Here is an 18,928-nt window from a genome sequence, read left to right on the forward strand (position 1 = left end):
GCCTACCGGGAAATCAGATATGCATTCGTTGGGTTGTAGACTGCGGCGCATGAACGAATTGAGTCGCGCGCAGATCCGCGACCTCATGGCTCAGGTGCTGAAGAATCAGGACAAGGAGCTGCCCGCTGACGACGCGGCGCAGTTGCGGGAGATCGGCTTCCGGTCGCTCGACTTCTCCGAGCTGGCCCTGCGGGTGGAGGACGAGACGGGGGAGGAGCTCAACTTCGACGCCCCCGGGCTGCGTCGCATCGCCACCGTCGGGGATGTCCTCGACTTCCTCGTCGAGCTCCAACACCAGTGACCGTCGCGACGTCGCGCCACCCGACCCCCGCCAGCCCGGAGCCAGCCGGTGTCGACAACCGGCTCGTCGTCGGTGGCGCCACGCTGGCCTGGCGTTCGCTGCCGACGCCCACACTGCCCGACCCGGCGGCGGTGCTCGCCCGCTCGGCCGTGCACGCGCTCACCGCGGCGCGGCAGCACGCCGTGCACGGCACCGAGTTGCTGCTCAGCACCGCGAGTCGGGTCGACGCGGTGATGCGCACCGAGCTGCTGGAAGCCGGGTTCACCGTCGGCGTCCTCGACGACGACGGCGTGCACCCGAGCGCACCGGCCCGCCCGCGAGCCGCCGAGCCGGGCCGACTCTGGCTGCTCACCTCGGGCTCCACCGGGCGTCCGAAGCGGGTCGGGCACACCCTCGACACGCTGACCACAGTGCGTGCCGACCAGCCCGACCGGACCTGGCTCTGCCCGTACGCCCCGGGCACGTACGCCTGGTGGCAGGTCGTCACCCTGTCGCTGACCCAGCCCGGCCAGCACCTGGTGGTGGTCGAGCCCGACGAGTTGGACGACTGGCCCACTGTCGCGGCCACCCACGGGGTGGACGCGGCCTCCGGCACCCCGACCTTCTGGCGGCGCACCCTCTACCGCGACGCCGAGGCCCTCGCCCGGGTGCCGCTGCGCCAGATCACCCTCGGCGGGGAACCGGTGGACCAGGCGATCCTGGACCAGCTGCGGGAGGTCTTCCCGACGGCCCGGATCTCCTGGATCTACGCGTCCTCCGAGGTGGGGGCGTCCATTGTGGTGCACGACGGGCGGGCCGGGTTCCCGGTGGACTGGCTGGGCCGGGAAGCCCCGGGCCGGCCGACGCTCTCCGTCCACGACGACGAACTGGTGGTCACCTCCCCGTACCACGGGGCTGGTCTCGCCGGCCCGATCCGCACCGGGGACCGCGTGCAGGTGCTCGACGGCCGGGTGCTGATCACCGGCCGACTCGACTCCGACGAGATCAACGTCGGTGGTAGCAAGGTCTCCGCCGGTGTGGTCCGCGGTGTGCTCGCCGCTCATCCGGCGGTGGCCTGGGCCCGGGTGACCGGCCGCCGCGCCCCGGTGCTCGGGCGGATGGTGGTCGGTGAGGTGGTCCTCGGCCCGTCCTCTGTGGACACTGACGAGGCCGCGCTGGTCCGCTGGTGCGCCGACCGGCTCCCCGAGCACGCGGTGCCGCGCCGCATTCGCGTCCTGACCGACATTCCCGTCAAGGAGACCCTGAAGAGCGATGTCTGAGCCAGCCGACAACCAGCTCGTCCCGCCCAGCTCCGTGGTCCTCGTCTCCGGCGGGTCCCGTGGCCTGGGACTGGCCATCGTCACCGACCTGCTCGACGCGGGCGTACGCGTGGCCGCGTTCGCCCGCACCATCACCCCGGAGTTGGAGAAGCTCGCCGCCGAGCATCCCGACCGGGTGCACGTGGGTTCGGTGGACGTCACCGACCTGCGCGCCGCGCAGAGCTTCGTCCGCGAGGTGGAGCAGCGCCTCGGGCCGATCGACGGCATCGTCAACAACGCCGCCATGGGGCAGGACTCGCTGCACGCGCACACCGCCACCGACGACATCGCCCGGATCATCGAGACCAACCTGACGGCCCCGCTGCAGCTGACCCGACTGGTGATCCGTCGGATGCTCGCCAAGGGGTTGCGCGGGCGGATCGTCAACATCACCTCGATCTGCGGGCAGCGCGGTTTCCCGGGTCTCGTCGCGTACTCGGCCACCAAGGGCGGCATGGACGCCGCCACCCGCTCGCTCGCCCGCGAACTCGGTGGCCGGATGCTGGTCAACTCGGTCGCACCCGGCTTCTTCGCCTCGGAGATGTCCGCCGTGCTCGGTCCGACCCAGCTCGACCAGATCGTGCGCCGCACCCCGACCGGTCACCTGACCGAGCCGGTGGAGGTCACCCCGGTCGTGCGGATGCTGCTCCGGGAACACACCAACATCAACGGCCAGGTCATCGTGGTGGACGGTGCCGCCGCCATCTGACCTGCGGTCGGTTCCCCTGCCTGTGCAACCGGGGCGGCGGATCGGCCGCACCGGGCCGGCCCTGTCGTCGGGGACGGGCAGCGGGGCCGCGCCGCGTCCGGTGCCGGGGCTGCTCGCCGCCGCCGAGCAGCATCTGCGCATCGGCGCCCCCGCCGACCTGGCCGACGCGGTGACCCGAAGCCACCTCGACGACGGCCGTTGCGTCGGCTGGTACGGTCCGCCGACGCCCGACTGGCGGGTGGCCATCGACGTGGAGCGCACCGACGCCCCGGTGCCGCCGGCGCTGGCCCGCCGGTTCGGCGCCGGTGACTTCTGGGCCCGGTGGACCCGCGCCGAGTGCTGCTGCAAGCTGGCCGACGTGCCGGTGGCGGCCTGGTGGCGGCGTCACGGCCTGGGTGCGCCGGCCGACGGCTCGGCGGTCTGGCGGACCCTCCGGCTGGCCGACCTGGTGGTCACCGTCGGCTTCGCCGCCAACGCCCGAGGCACCGCCACCAACGTCCCACCCCGCTAAACCCGCCCCGCCCCGCTCCACCCCGTCGATCATGGAGTTGTGGTGCCTGACAAAGCAGGCGCCGGGGGTCTTAACGACCACCACAAGTCCATGATCGACGCGGGCAGGCCGGGCCGGGCCTCGTACGGGCCAGGTGGGGTGGGGTTGGGGGTCAGATCTGGTTCCAGCTCAGGGGGGTGCCGCGGGGGACGTCGGTGGTGAAGGTGCGGCCCAGGACCCGGTCGATCTCCACGGGGGCCAGCCCACCGGCCGGCCGGATCGAGCGGACGTTGTGCGCGGTGACCGGATCGCCGGCCCGGACGTCCTCGACCACGAAGAGCGACCGGCGGAACCGGAGCCCCTCCCGCTCCGCGGGGGTCGGTCCGATCGCGGTGCCACCCAGCGCCTCGAACGCGCGGCCGGACTCGGCGACCAGGGCCGTGAGCTCCGCGGGGTTCAGGGAGAAGTCCGAGTCCACACCGCCGTCGGCGCGGTCCAGCGTCACGTGCTTCTCGATGAAGCAGGCACCGAGCGCCACCGAGGCGACCGCCACTCCGATGCCGGGGGTGTGGTCGGAGAGCCCGACCGGCACGTCGAACGCGCCGGCCAGCACCGGCAGCCGGCGCAGGTTGCTGTCGGCCGGCGGGGCCGGGTAGGACGCGGTGCAGGCCAGCAGGACGATGCCCGCCGCGCCGCCGGCTCGGGCGGTGCGCACGGCGGCGTCGATCTCGGCGACCGTCGCCATTCCGGTGGAGATCACCATCGGTTTGCCGGTGCTGGCCACCAGCCGGATCAGCGGCAGGTCGACAAGCTCCGACGACGCGATCTTGTACGCGGGCGCGTCCAGCGACTCCAACAGCTCCACGGCGGTCGCGTCGAACGGCGACGAGAAGACGGTCAGGCCACGCTCGCGGGCCCGTTCGAAGATCGGGGCGTGCCACTCGTACGGCGTGTGCGCGCGTTCGTAGAGGCGGTACAGGTTCTCCCCGCCCCACAGCTCGTGCCCGCTGGAGATTCGAAAGGCCGGGGTGTCGACGTCGATGGTGATGGTGTCCGGCCGGTACGTCTGGAGCTTGAGCGCGTGCGCCCCGCTCGCTGCCACCGCGTCGACGATGGCCAGCGCCCGGTTCAGATCGCCGTTGTGGTTGCCGGACATCTCGGCGACCACGAACGGTCGCTCCCCGGCGCCGACCGCGTGCGGTCCAATCTTGATTGTCGCTGTCATTCCGACCTCTGCTCAGGTACGCCCGCACCGGGGTGCGGTGGTGCTGTCGTCGTCCACCCGGCGGGCGGACGACCTGGAAAATCAGCACGCCGGGAGCAACCCCGGCTCCCGGCGTGCTCAGCGGTGGGGGCGATCACGGCAGCCGTCCGCCGGCCAGCGCGTCGCGCCGCTCCGGCGCGAGCCCACCGTCGCGCGTCGACCCCGCGCTCGCCCCTCGCCCCGGGTCCTCGTCGGCGGCGAGCGAACCGCCCCCGGCGCCGCCCACTGGGCCGGATCGACGCAGGCGACCAGCGACCCGGTGGGCCTGGCGCAGCGCCGAGTACGCCACCCAGTCACCCCGCCCGACGAGGCGGTGCTTGAGCCCGGTCACGCCCGATGGCAGCGGGTAGCCGCCGGTGGGCAGGTAGCGACGGTAGTGCGCGGCGGCCCGGTGGAAGAAGCCGCGCCGCAGGTGTGGGTGCAGCCGGCCATCGTTGCCCACCACCACCAGGTAGTGGCTGATCATCAGCTCGAACAGCTCGGCCTGCAACCGCTCGTCCGGGTGCTTCCGGGCGACCCAGTCCATCAGCCGCTCGTACTGGGCGAAGGCGTCGAAGTGCCGGCCGCTGCGGGTGGAGGTGATCGCGCCCTGGCGGCCCTGGCGGTACAGGTAGCAGACCCGGTCCAGCACGGAGATCTTCTCGGCCCCGATCAGCAGGGGGTGGCTGAACGGGATGTCCTCGTACCAGCCGGGGAAGAACCGCAGCTCCAGCTCGTCCATGAAGTCCCGGCGGACCACCTTGTTCCAGGCGGTGTGCTGCACCCGCAGCAGTTGCGGCTGGTCGGCCAACCGGGTCACGCCGGTGATCCCGCGCAGCAGCGGGCTGCTCGCGTCGACCTCCCGCCGGCCGTCCTCGTGCACCCGCAGATGGTCGAGCATCAGCACGTCGGGCTGGTGCTGGCGCAGCCGGTCCAGCACCGCGGCGATCGTGCCCGGTGGCAACCAGTCGTCGCTGTCGACGAACCAGACGTACCGGCCGTTGGCCACGTCGAGCCCGGCGTTGCGGGCCAGCCCCAGACCCACGTTGCTGCTCAGGTGCACGACGCGCACGCCGTCGCGGCTGACCGCGTACGAGCGGAGCATGTCACCGCAGCCGTCCGGGGAGGCGTCGTCGACGGCGATCAGCTCGACCGCGTCCGACTCGCTCGCCGGGATGTCGGCCCGGATCGACTCGAGGCACTGGTACAGGTACGCCTCGACGCCGTACACGGGCACGACGATGCTCAGCAGCGGTGCGTGCGTCGGCTCATTGACCACGTCCGCCACCTTCGACGACCCGGGTGACCGGCCCCGGAACCTGACGTTGCCGCCGATGGTGGACTCTCTGAACTCCCGCCCAGCGGGAGGTTAACGCCGAGCCGGTGGGCGGTTTCCGGCCCGGGGAGCGCGGCCTCGTGGGGCGGGTGGGATGCGTCCGGTTCACCCGGGAGTGACCCGGTAGGGTGCCTCGGTGCGGCCCTGCCGGGTCGTCGTGGGCGTCGCCGTCGCGCCGTCCGACGCCGCGCCGAGGAGGCTACGACAGTGCTGGTGACCCTGCCGAGCGCCGGGATCCCGGCATGACGAGCGTCGCCGCGACGTCGGCCGCCCGGCCCGCACCGGCCCCGCCCCGGCTGCCCTCGCTGACCGGGCTGCGGTGGATCGCCGCTCTGCTGGTCTTCGGCTTCCACGCCGGCACCATGCGGATCATCGCCGAGCCGGACTACAAGGCCGTCATCGACGCGCTGTTCACCCTCGGTCTCTCCGGGGTGCAGTTCTTCTTCATCCTCAGCGGTTTCGTGCTGGTCTGGTCGGCCCGCGAGGGCGACTCGCGGCGTACGTTCTGGCGGCGACGGATCGCCAAGATCTACCCGAACCACCTGGTGCTGTTCGTGGCGACGCTGGTGGTCGCCTGGTGGTTCGCCGACCCGGTCCTGCCGGCGGCGGCGTTGGAGAACCTGCTGCTGTTGCAGGCGTGGGACCCCCGCCCGGGCTGGTTCTACAGCATCAACACCGTCAGCTGGTCGCTGTCCTGCGAGTTCTTCTTCTACCTCTGCCTGCCGCTGGCGCTGCCGCTGCTGCGCCGGGCCCGGCCGAAGCTGCTCTGGGCGCTGATCGTCGCGCTGCCGCTGCTGATCCTCGCCCTCTGGCCGGCGCAGGAGTTGGTGCCGGAGGTGAGCCGCTGGTGGTTCACCCAGATCTTCCCGCCGGTGCGGTCGCTGGAGTTCTGGTTGGGCGCGGTGGCGGCCGAGTTGATGCGCCGGGGGCTCTGGCGCGGTCCCAAACTGACAGTGGCCAGCGGGATCTTCCTGGTCACCTGGGTGGTGGCCGCGCAGTGGATCCGCGCCGAGCTGTGGACCACGCTGCTCGCGGTCGCGTACCTGTTGGTGATCACCGCCGCCGCGGACGCGGACGTGCGGGGTCGGCGCTCGCCGTGGCGGTCCCGGCCGCTGGTCTGGCTCGGTGAGGTCTCGTTCGCCTTCTACCTGGTGCACGTGCTGGTGATGACGAGCGTGCTGCGTTGGAGCGGAACCTGGGGGATCGGCTTCGGAGGCTGGCGTGGCCCGGCCGTGGTGCTCGGTTTCCTGGCGGCGAACCTGATCCTCGCCGGGTTGCTGCACCGCTTCGTCGAAACCCCGATGATGCGCCGGCTCGCGCCGCGCCGCGCGGATCGTCCAGCACCCGTCCCGCGACAACGCACGGCCGGCGACGACGACGCGCGAGACCCCGCGAGCATCGCCCGCGGCGAGGTCGACGGACCTGCCCGCGAGGTCGGTCAGGCCGGCGGTCGATCACCGTACGTCGACCTGCGCTGACGGCGTCCACCCTGGTCAAAGGGGTCGGCGCGGCGTGATCCGACACGCCCGTGGTCGATGCGCCCGGGTCGGCGCGAGGCGTAGCGTGGGGACGTGCTTCCGGTCGCGTTCACCTGTCCGCTGTGGTGGGTGGCGCGCTGGGCGACTCGGGTGCTGACCAGCCTCGCCGTCGTCGCGGCCCTGGCGCTCGGCGCAGGCCCGGCCACGGCCGCCACGTCGACGCCCGGCACGGGGCCCACGTCGAGCGTGGTGCCGACCACTGTCGCCGGTTCGCTGGCGGCCTCCTGCCGACACGCCGCGCCAACGGGGTCAACCGTCATCAACGCCGGCCGTGCGCAGGGCGACGATGGTGCCGACGCCATCGGGTCGGGGGCACACAGCGCAGCCCGTCCGGCCCCGGCGAAAGCCACCGAGGAGTCGGTCCCGACCTGGTCGGTCGACGCGCCGGTGGCGCTCCCCGGCGATCAGGGCACCATCGCGGCCGGCGTGCCGCCGGCCAGCGCGGCCGAATCTGACCGGCTGCTCCTCGCCGACCGTGCGAGCGGTCGGGCTTCCCGGGCCCCACCCGGGCGCTGAGCCACCGGGACGACCGTCCCGCCGCCGCGCCCTGTCGACCCACCCGCTCCCTGACCCGCCGACCCGTGGCCCGCCGTGGCCCGCTGGTCGGCGCGGCTTTCCATCGCACTGCTCTCTCCCCGAGGTGCCGACCATGGAGACCGTCGTCTTCTACCAGTTCGTGACCGAGGTGCCGCGGGCCGCCGCCATCTGGTCGACGCTGTTCCTGCTGACGCTGGGCCTGCTCACCGTGCTGGCCGCCCGCCCCGAACGGGCCCGGCCGACTGGCGACCCGGTCCCGGCCGGGCCCACTGCCCAGGAGTTGGCCGCCGCCGAGGCCGTCGACAGGCGCCGCTACGCCGAGGAGGTGGCCGTTGCCGCGGCCCGCGCGGCCACCACGGCCAAGCGGCGGCGTGCCGCCTGGCTGGCCGCTCAGGAACAGCTGGAGCAGGCCTGGATCGGGTACGACGAGGCGGACGCCGCCGCGCGTCGCTTCGCTGGCGCGGGGGCACTGCCCACCCCGCAGACCCCGCACACCCCCGCCGAGTACGCCGCCCGGGAACGTTATCTGCACCGGGCGGCGATGGCGGCGTACTGGCGGGGCGACCTGACCATGGCGCAGCTCGGCGACGTGTTCGGGCACCGGCGCGGCTGGGATCCCCGGCGACACCCGGTCGAGCAGGAGGTGCTGATCAGCCGGGTGATCCGGGATGCGCGGTCGACCGACTACCAGGTGGCCGCCGATCGTGAGCGGGTCGCCTGGCGCGACGCGGAGTTGGCCGCCGAGTCGGCCCGTGCCCTCGCCGAGGAGGCGTACGCGGCGGCGGCCCGGCTCCGCCCGACCCCGGTCCCCGCCCGCCGCACGGTCGCCGGGGCGTTGCGTCCCGCCGTCGTGGCACTGTGGCGCCCGGCCCGGGTGGGTTGAGCCCAATCCGTTATGTGAGGCCGGTCACCCAATCGCAAAATCGGACGTCCGGCGCGATCGACGGGATTGTTCCCGCGATTGTGGCCGCGTTCTTTGCGGCCTGTCCGGTTGTCGCCCGTAGGCGTCGCCGTAACTGGTTGTCCCATCGAGTCACATCATCGGCATTACGCGCAGAAATTGTGGCGCCAATTGGGGTTTACGCAGGTGAACCTGGCTTGGCAGGGCGTTGAGACGCCAGTAGTGTCGTCCCGTCCGGTGCGGTAACCGATCGCAAGACGCGACGCCGCATCGACCCGCTTAATCGTGATCAACGAACCGGGGACCCACCAGTAAGTCCGGGGTGAATCCGCGAGCCACGGCCCGCGGTAGGGCGTCTTCCCGCCCGAATCCGTCAGCTAACCCGGTAGGCGGTGTCGGAAGGAGTCCCATCCTCGTGCAGCACCTTTCCACCCCTCGGTTGTTCCCTCGCCTCCACGGCGCGGCGGTGCACCCGCTCATTCGTCGCGTGACGGTGAGCTGACCCCCGGGTCATCGCCTTTCCCGCCCGGCCGATCCGGGCGTTCCCCTGAGCGGTTCACACCCGCGGACCACGGTCCGCGCGCTGGCGCCTGCCCGGATACCGGTCCGGCCCCGGTGTGCCGCTCTCCCCCCGATCCGTGGAGGACCCCGTGAAGCACACCCTGCAGCGCCAGCTCCGTCGCCTCGCCACCGAGCGCCCGTACCAGATCGTCGCCGCCTCCGCCGCAGCCCTCGCGATCGCCACCACCACCGGCGCCCTGCTCACCACTGCCGACGACGCCCCGGCCGGCCAGCGCACCGCGACCACCGTCGCCGAGATGCGCAGCGACGTCGCCGCCTCCCGCAGTGAGGCTCGGGACGCGTCCCCCTCGGCCAGCGCCGCGCCGACCACGGCCGCCCCGGCCACCAGCGCCGCGTCGCCCGCCGCCAAGGCCAAGAGCAACCCCGACCTCACCCGTAAGCCGACGCCGCCGAAGCCCCCCGCGACGAAGGTGCTCGACTACGACTACGAGGCGCAGAACACCTACTACAACTGCGGCCCGGCGGCCACCCGGAACGCGCTCAGCGCCGCCGGCATCGACCGCACCCAGGAGGAGCTCGGCGCCGAGCTGGGCACCACCGAGATGGGAACCAACTCGGCCGCGGACACCACCCGGGTGCTCAACGCCGAGGTGAAGGGCTCCCCGTACCGGACCCGGATGTTCCCCGGCGCGCCCAGCCCGGCCCAGATGGACCGGCTCCAGGCCGACGTGGTGAAGGCCGTCACCGACGGCCGGGGCGTGGTGGCCAACGTCGTCGGGGACGCCGTCGACACCAACGGCGGGTGGCACTCCTACGGCGGTGGGCACTACATCGCCGTGGTGGGCTACAAGGACAACGGTCGCACCGTGCGGATCGCCGACTCGGCGAACCCGGCCGACCCGTCGTACTGGATCACCACGATCGACCTGGCCAACTGGATCACCAGCCGGGGCTACTCCGCCTGACCCGGGCACCCTGACCGCCGCGGGCGCCGTCTCCCACAAGGGGCCGGCGCCCGCGGCGTTTGTCCGCCCGGCCCGCCATCGACGGCCCTCGTACCCGACCGTGAACCGTGGGAGACTGCGGCCGTGGTGGATGAAACGGGTGGTCACACCGGCCGCGGGCCGGTCCTGCTGCTGCTGCACGGCATGGGAACGACCGGGGACGTGTGGTTGCCCTGGGCCCCGTACCTTGAGCAGCACTGGCCCGGGCGGTGGCTGGCACCGGACCTCGCCGGCCACGGCTGGGCGTCGCCGCTGCCCTCGTACTCCTTCGCGGGCTTCGCTCAGCAGATCGCGCGGGCCCTCGTCCCCGACGACCGGCTGGTCGTGCTCGGGCATTCGCTGGGTGGGGTGGTCGGCCTGGCGCTGGCCGCCCGCGACGCCGGAACGCCGGTGGACGCCGTGGTCGGGCTGGGCATCAAGGCACTCTGGTCACCCGCCGAGCTGACCCGCGCCGCCGAGCTCGCCGTCCGACCGGTGAGCTGGTTCGCCACCCGCACCGAGGCGGCTCGCCGCTACCTGCGGGTCGCCGGGCTCACCGGTCTGGTCCCGCCGGACCACCCGGTGGTGGAAGCCGGGCTGCGCCAGGTCGACGGCCGGTGGCGCCTCGCCATGGACCCGGCCGCCTTCGCCGTCGGCGAGCCCGATCTGGCCGTGCTGCTGGCGGCGACCGACGTGCCGGTGGTGCTGGCGCGCGGGGAGAACGACCCGATGGTCACCGACGAACAGCTCAAGGAGTACGGCGTACCGGTCGCCACGCTGCCCGGTCTCGGACACAACGCGCACGTGGAGGACCCGGCGGCGGTGCTGGCGCTGCTGGACCCGTACCGCTGAGCGGCTATGCCGGTGCGGTCGCGGTGAGCGCCTCGGCCGGCGCCAGCTCCCGGCGGGCGGCGGCCAGGAACGCCTCGGCGTACGACTCGGCCGGGAAGTCACCCAGGTAGCGGCGGCGGGTGGCCCAGCGGGCCTCGGCCAGCGGGTCGGTGTCCAGCAGGGCGGTCAGCACCTCGTCCACGTTGGACATGTCCCGACGCAGCACGTAACCCGACCCGGCCAGCGGGAACCGCTCCACGAACCGGTCGCCCTCGTCGCCCATGTCGGTGACCGCGTACGGCTTGCCGGAGTAGAGGAAGTCCGAGATCACTCCGGACACGTCGGAGACCAGCGCGTCGGCGGAGTTGACGCACTCGGTCAGGCTCAGCTCCCGAGCCGCCGCGCCGACCATGTGCTGGCGGCCGGTGCGGGCCCGGTCGGCGACGAGCAGTTCGGTCAGGCGGCCCAGTTGCCGGGCCGAGGCCGGGTTCTGCGTGGTGTACGGGTGGGCTCGCAGGATCACCGTCGCGCCGCGTTCCAACAGTCGGCGCAGCAGGCCTTCGGCCACCGGTAGCGAGCAGTAGTCGGCGTCGGCGTGGTGCCCGGTCCAGGTCGGCGTGTAGAGCACCGTCGGGTGCGCCAACCCTCGTGCGGGCTCCGGGCGCACCTCGATCGACTCGACCTGTGGACGACCCACCACGACGAACTTGTCGGCCGGGATCTGCACTCCGGCGCGGGCGTACCTGTCGATCGCCGCCTGCCCGGCCACGAAGATCCGGTCGAAGATCCCCGACACCGGGTTGGCGCTCGGCGCCTTGTCGCTGTCGCCGTGGTGCAGCTGGATGTGGGTGAGCTGGGTGAAGCGGACGCAGTGGCTGTTCTTCGCACCGTGGTTGACGTAGAAGGCCGCCCGTAGGCTCGGCACCAACGCCTGGTCCATCGCCGCCAGGGTGGGGCAGTAGACCACCGGCGCGTCGGTGGCCGCCGCGATCGGGGCCAGGAACTCCGGCTCACGCAGCACGACCAGGAACGGTCGGCCGATCCGTTCCAGGTACGGCAGCCACATGGTGACCTGGTATTCCGAGCCGGGAGGCGCGGAGAAGTAGAGCAGGAACTCCGGCTGGTGCCGGCGCAGCGCGGCGGCCACCGACCCGCCACCTGCGCGTGGCCGGAACCGTCGCCGGGCCAGGTCCAGCGCGACCGCACCGGCGCCCGCCCCGACCAGCAGGCTGGCGGTCAGGGCCACACCGGCCGGCAGGGCGAGCGCGGCGGCGAGCGCCAGGGCGGCGAGCAGCCCGAGCAGGGCCGTGCCGAGCCGGTCGGCGATCAGCGGCGTCCAGGCGCGAACCGGCAGGTTGGCCGTCCGGATCTCCAGACCGCCGGCGGTGCGCAGCGGCCCCACCAGCAGCACCAGACCCAGCAGGACCAGCCCGGTGGCGACCAGCGCGAGGTCGAGCCCGTCGTCCAGCCGCCGGGAGTAACCGACCAGGATCGCCGCGGCGATCAACGCGGTCTCCGCCACCAGGTCGGCGCCGGGCCGGATCCGCTGCTCGGCGGCCGAGGCGGCCAGCGCGGCGACTGCCAACGCCAGCCCCCAGCCGGTCGCGCCGGTCAAAGCCAGCACGACGAAGGCCAGCACGGCCAACCCGGTGGTCAGGCACCGGGCGGCCAGCTTTCGGACCAGGTCGCCGCGCATGTCGCTCCGTTCGTGGTTCCGCAGCCGTCGGCGTCAGTTGGCGGACGTCGCGCCGGCCGGTGCCTCGACCCGACCCGGCCCGGACTGTGCCGGCACGCTCGGCGTGGGCCCGTCACCGGGTGCCCGGCGTACGTCGATCACCTGACCGGTCAGGTCGGAGATCAGCACGTCCAGCGACGACTGGGCGACGGCCTCAGCGGCGAGCAGGGTGTGCTCCGGCTCCTCGCCGAAGGCCCGCGTCCGCATCGGGGTGGCGGTGCGCTCCGGGTTGATGCAGTTGACGCGGACGCCCACGTCGGCCCACTCGTCGGCGAGCGCCTGGGTGAGGTTGACCAGGGCGGCCTTGGTGGCCGAGTAGAGCGCGTAGCGGGCCCGGCCCCGGGTGTAGGAGCTGGAGGTGTAGAGCAGCAACTGGCCCTTGGTCTGCTGGAGGTACGGGAGGGCCTGGCGGGCGATGGTCACCGGGCCGACGAAGTTGACCTGGAGCAGCCGGTCCATGGTCTCCTCGTCCATCTCGGCGAGGGCGCCCTTCTCCAGGATGCCGGCGGTGACCACCACGTGGTCGATCCGGCCGGTGGCCTGGAAGGCGGTCGTCAGCGCGGCCTCGACGTCCTCGGCCCGCTCCACGTGGGTGCCCGTGCTGGAACGGCTGAACGGGAAGACCTGGGCGCCGTAGCGACGGGCCAGCTCGGTCAACTCGTGGCCGATGCCGTAGCTGCCGCCGAACACCACGATGGTCCGGCCGGTCAGCTCCTCGCTGTAGCTGCGGTGGTCGGTCAGCCGGGGGGCCTGCGCGGCGGCGAGCTGGAAGAGCTTGTCCGCCAGGTGCACGTCGACCGGGTGGGTGACCTTGATGTTCTCGTCCGAACCGTCGATCACCTTGATCGGGGTGCCGGGAAGGTAGCGCAGCACCACGCCGCAGTCGTCGGTGGCGGCGAAGTCCGGGTCGTCCTCGGCGATCTGGTACGCCGCCCGGATCGTGGGGGAGCGGAACGCCTGCGGGGTCTGACCACGGCGCAGCCGGGAGCGCACCGGGATGTCGGTGATGCAGTCGTTCTCGTCGACCTGGATGATCGTGTCCGCGGAGGGGATGGCCACGTCCACGGCGTCGTAGCTCCAGAGCGCGTTGACGCACTCGCGCACGATCCGGCCGCTGAGCAGCGGGCGTACCGCGTCGTGGAAGAGGATGTTGCAGTCTTCCGGGCCGACCGCGTCCAGGGCGATCCGGGTGGTGGCGTTGCGGGTGTCACCGCCCTCGATCACCTTGGTGACCTTGCGCAGGCCGGCTTTCTCGACGATCTGCTGGGCGTCCTCGACGTGGCCGGTGGCCATCAGCACGATGATCTCGTCGATCTCCGGTGCCGCCTCGAAGACCGTCAGGGTGTGCTCGATGATCGGCTTACCGGCGATCTTCAGCAGCTGCTTCGGGATGCCGAGGCCCAGCCGGGTCCCGGTGCCGCCGGCCAGAACCACCGCCACTGTCCGCGAGGGCCGCCACGGCGTCGGGGTTCCCGCTTCGGCGTCCGGGCCAGGGGTCTGGTCCTGCGTCATTGCCGGATCCTCACTCTCAGGGATGCGTTAACGGAAGGTTCCGCCCGAGCGGCGACGGAATGAACCTTAACGCGCGGACCGCGTCGCCCCAACGCGGGCGACGCGGTCCTCAGGCGCCGTGTCGATGCCGGACGTTCGCCGGAACTCTACTTGCTGTTCGCGTACGCCTCGTACGCCCGGATGACCTCGTCGGTGGGGCCGTCCATCCGGATGACACCCGATTCCAGCCAGATCGTCCGTTCGCAGGTGTCCCGGACGGAGGAGAGTTGGTGGCTGACCAGGAACACAGTCCCCGCGCCCTCCCGCAGCTCCCGCACCCGCTGCTCGCTGCGCTTGCGGAAGCCCTTGTCGCCGGTGGCGAGCGCCTCGTCGATGAGCAGCACGTCGTGCTTCTTGGCGGCGGCGATGGAGAACCGCAGCCGGGCCGCCATGCCCGACGAGTACGTCCGCATCGGCAGGCTGGCGAAGTCACCCCGCTCGTTGATCCCGGAGAAGTCGATGATCCCCGCGGCCTGCTTGGCCACGTCGTCGGGGTGCATGCCCATGGCCAGGCACCCGAGGACGACGTTGCGCTCCCCGGAGAGGTCGTTGAGCAGGGCGGCGTTGACGCCCAGCAGCGACGGCTGACCCTGGGTGTGGATGGCGCCCCGGTTCACCGGCAGCAGGCCGGCGATGGCCCGCAGGATGGTGGACTTGCCGGAGCCGTTGCTGCCGATCAGCCCGATCGCCTCGCCCCGGTACGCGGTGAACGAGACGCCCTTGACCGCGTGCACCTCCCGGACGTTCGGCGCGTGGGTGCGCTTGACCAGCCGGCGCAGCGCGGCAACCGGCGTGGTGCCACCGGCGGCGCCCTGGTGCACCCGGTAGATGATGTGCGCGTCGTCCACGACCACTGTCGGGATGCGCTCCTGGGTCCGGGTCATCGTCGCGCTCGCCTCGATGGGGGCGTCGAAGTGCTCAACCACGGCCGTACTCCTGTTCGCCGCGCCAGAAGTAGATGAAACCGCCGATGCCGGCCACCAGCGCCCAACCGGCGCCGACCAGCCAGAGCTGGGTCAGCGACTCGTTGAGCAGCGGTGCCTCCTCGAGCAGCGCGTAGCGCGCCAGCTCGATGTAGACGAGCAGCGGGTTGTACTGCACGAGGGTCGTCGCCCAGCCGGGCAGCCGGTCGAAGAGGGTGACGCTGTAGAGGACGCCGGAGCCGTACATCCAGGTCCGCATGATGAACGGCATGACCTGCTTCAGGTCGCTCGACTTGGAGCCCAGCCGGGCCACCAGCAGCACGACGCCGGCGTTGAACACCGCCTGCAGCAGCAGGGCCGGCACCAGCAGCAACCATTCCCAGGTGAGCGGTTCGCCGGTGGCGAGCACGATGCCGACCAGGACCACCATCGAGGCCAGCAGTTGCTGGAACTGGGTGATCGTGGTGGACAGCGGCAGGCTGGCCCGGGGGAAGTGCAGCGCCCGGATCAGCCCCAGGTTGCTGCTGATCGACTGGGTGCCGGCCAGGACCGCGCTCTGGGTGAAGTTGAAGATGAACAACCCGGTGGTCAGGTAGGCGATGAAGTTCGGGATGCTGTTCTGTGCGAGCACCACCCCGAAGATCAGGTAGTAGACCGCCGCGTTGGTCAGCGGGGTGAGCACCTGCCAGAGCTGACCCAGCTTGGCGTTGCTGTACGAGGCGACGAGCTTGGCATTGGCGTACGCGGCGATGAAGTGCCGGTAGGCCCAGAGTCGGCGGCTGTACTCGACGAGGCTGGGACGCTCACCGGCGACCCGTAGCCCGTGCCGAGCGGCCAGCTGCGCCTGGGTCAGGCCCGTGTCGGGGTCGACCAGCGCGGTGGTGGCCATGGAAATGGCGCTCCGATCTTTCGTGCAGACGGGGGTTGCTCGCGACGATCGAATCCTAGTGGGAAATTTGCGCGGGGCGCCGCCTCGTCGCTGCGTGGACAGTAGTCCGAAACACGTCGGGACGCAACCGTACCGTCGTTGCGCTACGCTGTCCGGCGTGACCTGCGATAAGAGCCCTCGATGACCACCGAGAAGAGGCGGGCGCCGGCCGGCGCGGCGGTGCTGCGCGACGAGATCACCACGGCGATCCGGCGGGCGCTGATGCAGGAGCTCGCCGCGGTCGGCTACGGCCGGCTCTCCATCGAGGCGGTGGCCCGGCGGGCCGGCGTCAGCAAGACGGCAATCTACCGACGGTGGAGCTCGAAGCTCGACCTGGTGCTGGAGGTCGTCGCCGCCGCGGCCCATGGCAAGCTCCCCGCACTCGACACCGGCACGCTGCGCGGTGACCTCGCGCTGCTGTTCCAGGCGGTGGCGCACGCGCTGCGCCACCCACTGGCGTCGCAGATCATTCCGGATCTCCTGGCGGAGGCCGCCCGCAACCCCAGCATCGACGCGACCCTGCGTCAGGTGCTGCACGCCCGGCAGCAGGAGATCGGCGGTCAGCTGGTCACCCGTGCCGTGCAGCGTGGCGAGCTGCCCGCCGACACCGAGTTGGACGCCGCGATCGACCTCATCGTCGGGCCGCTCTACTGGCGGCTCGCCATCGCCCGTCTCCCACTCACCGACGACTACCTCGACAACCTCGTCGAATCCGTGGCGGCCGGGCTCGGCGCCGACAGCGTGCTGCCCCGCCCCCGGGCGGCCCCGATGGCGGGGTGACCAGCCCTCCGACACCCGGCCGCCGGCAGCACCGGTCTCCCTGCCCGATTCCGCTACGCTGCCCCCTTGACACCCGGCCGTCACCGTGCCGATGCCCCTCATCCGCCTGACGAGTAAGGACGCCCGTGGCCAACGTCGACAGCATCGCCGTAGCGCCCGCCGAACCGGATCCGACGCCGCGGCCCGGGCAGGCATCCCGACCCGCCGACGCCCAAGGCGGGCTGTCCCGGGTACGCGCGCTGGTGGCAGTCGCCCCGGCGGTGCTCACCGACGGCGCGGTGATCGCGTTCGCGCTCTTCACCGTGCTCTATCACCTGGCCTTCCTGGGTGACCTGCGTCCGTCGGTCACCTTCCGGATCTGGCTGGTGGCCTGTGTGGTGCTCGCGGTCGTGGCCGTGCTGCGCGCCCGCCGCCGTGCCCCGGCCGGCAGCACCCCGGCCGACAGCGCGCCGGCGGCACAGGAAGAGCCCGTCAGCGCGCGGCCCGCCGCCGACCGTCGCCTGCTCGTCGGTGTGCTGGTCGCCGCCGCCGTGGCCGCCGTCTCCGCCGGTCTGGCCAACACCAGCGTCAACGTCTCCTGGTGGATCCCGGCCGTGTCCGGCCTGCTCGCGGCCGTCGGCGGGCTGCTGCTGGTGCGCCAGGCCTGGCTGAGCGGCCCGACGCCCACCCCGGCCGCCCCGGCACCCACTCCGGCGCAGTCGGCGTACGCGCTGGTCGTCTCGGTCCTGGTCGGCATCTCGTCGTTGTTCATGGCTCGCAACACCCCGGACGACGTCTACTACGTCGGCAAGTCGGTGTGGATCGCCGAGCGTGACCTGATCCCGCTCAACGACTTCCTGTTCTCCGAGAACGTGCTGCCGTCGATGGGCTCGCAGCCGCCCATCCCGTCGATCGAGGTGTTCGACGGCGCGTTCGCCAACGTCATCGGCATCCACGCCAGCTCGGCTCTCTGGTTCGTGCTGCTGCCGATCATGGCGGTGCTCGCAGTGCTGGCGCTGTGGCGGCTGACGCACCGGTGGGCCCCGCGCCGTCCGGTGCTCGCCTTCACCGTGGCGATCGCCTACCTCTACCTCGTCGCGGGCGGGGACGCCGCACTGGGCACGTTCCACCTTCCCCGGCTGCACGAGGGCAAGGGCATGTTCGTCTCGGCGGTCATCCCGCTGATGTGGCTCTACCTGACCGAGTGGTTCGACAACCGGTCGCGGCGCAGCCTGCTGCTCATCGTGGCGCTCTCGATCACCGCGATCGGGCTCACCAACACCGCGGCGATCATCCTGCCGATGCTGGTCGGCGCCGCCGGGTTCGCCATGCTGCTGGTCGGCCGGTGGAAGGCGGCCGTGGTCGCGGCGGTCGCCGCCCTCGCGTACCCGATCGGCTCGCTGGTGGTCTCCCGCCTGGTGCTCGGCGGGATGAGCGCGACCGGCGCGGACGACGCCTTCTTCGACGCGGCGTACACCTACCGGCGAACCCTGCTGTTCGGCGTGGTCGGGGTCATCAGCGGTCTGGCGCTGTGGTGCGGCGCGTTGCTCGCCCGTCGGCGTACGCCGGCCCTGCTCGCCGCTGGCGCCGCCCTCGCGCTGAGCGTGTTGTTCGTGCCCGGCGTGCTGGAGTTGCTGAGCGCGTTGAGCGGCATCTCGGTGGTGCTCTGGCGCGTGCCGTGGCTGCTCGCCCTGCCGACGCTGATCGGTCTGCTCTGCACCGTGCGCGTGCCGGCACCGACTCCGGCGCTGCGCCGGGCGGCGTCCGGGGGGATCGCGGTGCTGCTGGTCGCCTCGTTCGCGTTGTTCGCCACCCCGATGTGGTCGCCGAAGAGTTGGGTCGACGTGCACGACCGCCCCACCTGGAAGCTTCCGCAGCAGCGTCAGGCGATCGCATTCTGGATCAAGGGCCTGGACCGTCCGCAGGGCCTGCTGCTCGCCCCGAAGACGATCATGCGCACCACGCCGATCGTCACCAGCGAGGTCCGGGTTGTCCTGCCCCGTGACTTCTACCTCGTCGAGTACGACCTCAACTCCCAGTTCGCGAAGGACCGACTGCTGCTCGCCGGCTTCGCGGACGGCGCCGACAGCCCGACGCCGGCCGAGTTGACGCCGGCACTGGCCCGCCTCGACGTGGGCACCATCTGCGTCTACAACGGCAACCGGTATGCCCGCGAAACCGTGCCGCAGCTGGGCTACCAGGAGTTCGCCAAGCGCAAGGCACCCGGTGCGATGACCTGCTTCCGGCGGATCGGCTGAGCGCTTCACCCGCGCCGAGCGCCCGACCCCGTCAGGGGGTCGGGCGCGCCCCGGTGCGGAACTTTGCCCGAAATGGTGCCGGATA

Annotated in this window: 17 protein-coding genes and 1 riboswitch; of the genes, 11 read left to right on the top strand and 6 right to left on the bottom strand. The window is 72.1% G+C overall.

Features of this window, described 5'->3' with window-relative positions; translation table 11 throughout:
• Positions 1-49 precede the first annotated feature (49 nt).
• From ACGF3C_RS12275 to ACGF3C_RS12290, 4 genes are read left to right on the top strand one after another with little or no spacing between them, the layout of a single operon-like run.
• Positions 50-301 (top strand): acyl carrier protein, encoded by a 252-nt coding sequence (locus ACGF3C_RS12275; RefSeq protein WP_091401397.1) that lies wholly within the window; start codon positions 50-52, stop codon positions 299-301.
• Positions 298-1,560: an AMP-binding protein gene (locus tag ACGF3C_RS12280; RefSeq protein WP_393221373.1), complete on the top strand. Its 1,263-nt coding sequence runs from the start codon at positions 298-300 to the stop codon at positions 1,558-1,560. The genes ACGF3C_RS12275 and ACGF3C_RS12280 overlap by 4 nt, the downstream gene beginning before the upstream one ends.
• Positions 1,553-2,308 (top strand): SDR family NAD(P)-dependent oxidoreductase, encoded by a 756-nt coding sequence (locus ACGF3C_RS12285; protein ID WP_393221376.1) that lies wholly within the window; start codon positions 1,553-1,555, stop codon positions 2,306-2,308. The genes ACGF3C_RS12280 and ACGF3C_RS12285 overlap by 8 nt, the downstream gene beginning before the upstream one ends.
• Positions 2,292-2,819: a hypothetical protein gene (locus ACGF3C_RS12290; protein WP_393221379.1), complete on the top strand. Its 528-nt coding sequence runs from the start codon at positions 2,292-2,294 to the stop codon at positions 2,817-2,819. The genes ACGF3C_RS12285 and ACGF3C_RS12290 overlap by 17 nt, the downstream gene beginning before the upstream one ends.
• Before the next feature lie 151 nt (positions 2,820-2,970).
• Here the strand turns inward: ACGF3C_RS12290 and pseI are convergent, their stop codons facing one another.
• Positions 2,971-4,023, bottom strand: coding sequence for a pseudaminic acid synthase (pseI, locus tag ACGF3C_RS12295; protein ID WP_357233773.1), 1,053 nt, complete (start codon positions 4,021-4,023; stop codon positions 2,971-2,973).
• Positions 4,024-4,156: 133 nt separating this feature from the next.
• Complete coding sequence (locus tag ACGF3C_RS12300) at positions 4,157-5,320, bottom strand: glycosyltransferase family 2 protein (RefSeq protein WP_393221383.1); 1,164 nt, start codon at positions 5,318-5,320, stop codon at positions 4,157-4,159.
• A 299-nt stretch (positions 5,321-5,619) separates the two neighbouring features.
• On the opposite strand from ACGF3C_RS12300, the gene ACGF3C_RS12305 reads away from it, so the two are divergent.
• The 5 genes from ACGF3C_RS12305 to ACGF3C_RS12325 all read left to right on the top strand — a co-directional run bounded on the left by ACGF3C_RS12305 (position 5,620) and on the right by ACGF3C_RS12325 (position 10,710).
• Positions 5,620-6,855, top strand: a complete 1,236-nt coding sequence (locus tag ACGF3C_RS12305) for an acyltransferase (protein ID WP_357228373.1) — start codon at positions 5,620-5,622, stop codon at positions 6,853-6,855.
• Positions 6,856-6,948: 93 nt separating this feature from the next.
• Positions 6,949-7,431: a hypothetical protein gene (locus ACGF3C_RS12310; protein ID WP_357228371.1), complete on the top strand. Its 483-nt coding sequence runs from the start codon at positions 6,949-6,951 to the stop codon at positions 7,429-7,431.
• A gap of 133 nt (positions 7,432-7,564) precedes the next feature.
• Positions 7,565-8,335, top strand: a complete 771-nt coding sequence (locus ACGF3C_RS12315; RefSeq protein ID WP_357228368.1) for a hypothetical protein — start codon at positions 7,565-7,567, stop codon at positions 8,333-8,335.
• 284 nt (positions 8,336-8,619) lie between these two features.
• Positions 8,620-8,760: riboswitch (cyclic di-AMP (ydaO/yuaA leader) on the top strand.
• Positions 8,761-8,991: 231 nt separating this feature from the next.
• Positions 8,992-9,840, top strand: coding sequence for a C39 family peptidase (locus tag ACGF3C_RS12320; protein WP_393221387.1), 849 nt, complete (start codon positions 8,992-8,994; stop codon positions 9,838-9,840).
• 123 nt (positions 9,841-9,963) lie between these two features.
• Positions 9,964-10,710, top strand: a complete 747-nt coding sequence (locus ACGF3C_RS12325; RefSeq protein WP_393221390.1) for an alpha/beta fold hydrolase — start codon at positions 9,964-9,966, stop codon at positions 10,708-10,710.
• A 4-nt stretch (positions 10,711-10,714) separates the two neighbouring features.
• Here ACGF3C_RS12325 and ACGF3C_RS12330 read toward each other — a convergent pair whose 3' ends face one another.
• From ACGF3C_RS12330 to ACGF3C_RS12345, 4 genes are all read right to left on the bottom strand, one after another.
• Positions 10,715-12,385: a CDP-glycerol glycerophosphotransferase family protein gene (locus tag ACGF3C_RS12330; RefSeq protein ID WP_393221393.1), complete on the bottom strand. Its 1,671-nt coding sequence runs from the start codon at positions 12,383-12,385 to the stop codon at positions 10,715-10,717.
• A gap of 33 nt (positions 12,386-12,418) precedes the next feature.
• The gene (locus tag ACGF3C_RS12335; RefSeq protein WP_357228356.1) at positions 12,419-13,936 is read right to left on the bottom strand and encodes a bifunctional cytidylyltransferase/SDR family oxidoreductase; all 1,518 of its coding nucleotides are present in this window, start codon (positions 13,934-13,936) and stop codon (positions 12,419-12,421) included.
• Between the two features lie 146 nt (positions 13,937-14,082).
• A complete protein-coding gene (locus ACGF3C_RS12340; RefSeq protein WP_238657093.1) occupies positions 14,083-14,859 on the bottom strand; it encodes an ABC transporter ATP-binding protein in 777 nt (258 codons plus the stop codon).
• A gap of 34 nt (positions 14,860-14,893) precedes the next feature.
• Complete coding sequence (locus ACGF3C_RS12345; RefSeq protein ID WP_355007110.1) at positions 14,894-15,787, bottom strand: ABC transporter permease; 894 nt, start codon at positions 15,785-15,787, stop codon at positions 14,894-14,896.
• Between the two features lie 180 nt (positions 15,788-15,967).
• Between ACGF3C_RS12345 and ACGF3C_RS12350 the strand changes: the two genes are divergently transcribed.
• Complete coding sequence (locus tag ACGF3C_RS12350; RefSeq protein ID WP_357228352.1) at positions 15,968-16,606, top strand: TetR/AcrR family transcriptional regulator; 639 nt, start codon at positions 15,968-15,970, stop codon at positions 16,604-16,606.
• 125 nt (positions 16,607-16,731) lie between these two features.
• On the top strand, positions 16,732-18,843 hold the full coding sequence (locus tag ACGF3C_RS12355) for a DUF6077 domain-containing protein (protein ID WP_393221398.1): 2,112 nt from the start codon (positions 16,732-16,734) through the stop codon (positions 18,841-18,843).
• The last annotated feature ends 85 nt before the right edge of the window (positions 18,844-18,928 follow it).

This window comes from Micromonospora sp. NPDC047762 (assembly GCF_043204655.1).
GTDB lineage: Bacteria > Actinomycetota > Actinomycetes > Mycobacteriales > Micromonosporaceae > Micromonospora.

Excerpts from the sequence above, each read along its gene's own strand:
- ACGF3C_RS12345 (WP_355007110.1), bottom strand. The coding sequence starts at position 15,787 with ATGGCCACCACCGCGCTGGTCGACCCCGACACGGGCCTGACCCAGGCG.
- ACGF3C_RS12350 (WP_357228352.1), top strand. The coding sequence starts at position 15,968 with ATGACCACCGAGAAGAGGCGGGCGCCGGCCGGCGCGGCGGTGCTGCGC.
- ACGF3C_RS12330 (WP_393221393.1), bottom strand. The coding sequence starts at position 12,385 with ATGCGCGGCGACCTGGTCCGAAAGCTGGCCGCCCGGTGCCTGACCACC.
- ACGF3C_RS12305 (WP_357228373.1), top strand. The coding sequence starts at position 5,620 with ATGACGAGCGTCGCCGCGACGTCGGCCGCCCGGCCCGCACCGGCCCCG.
- ACGF3C_RS12335 (WP_357228356.1), bottom strand. The coding sequence starts at position 13,936 with ATGACGCAGGACCAGACCCCTGGCCCGGACGCCGAAGCGGGAACCCCG.
- pseI (WP_357233773.1), bottom strand. The coding sequence starts at position 4,023 with ATGACAGCGACAATCAAGATTGGACCGCACGCGGTCGGCGCCGGGGAG.
- ACGF3C_RS12275 (WP_091401397.1), top strand. The coding sequence starts at position 50 with ATGAACGAATTGAGTCGCGCGCAGATCCGCGACCTCATGGCTCAGGTG.
- ACGF3C_RS12315 (WP_357228368.1), top strand. The coding sequence starts at position 7,565 with ATGGAGACCGTCGTCTTCTACCAGTTCGTGACCGAGGTGCCGCGGGCC.
- ACGF3C_RS12340 (WP_238657093.1), bottom strand. The coding sequence starts at position 14,859 with ATGACCCGGACCCAGGAGCGCATCCCGACAGTGGTCGTGGACGACGCG.
- ACGF3C_RS12285 (WP_393221376.1), top strand. The coding sequence starts at position 1,553 with ATGTCTGAGCCAGCCGACAACCAGCTCGTCCCGCCCAGCTCCGTGGTC.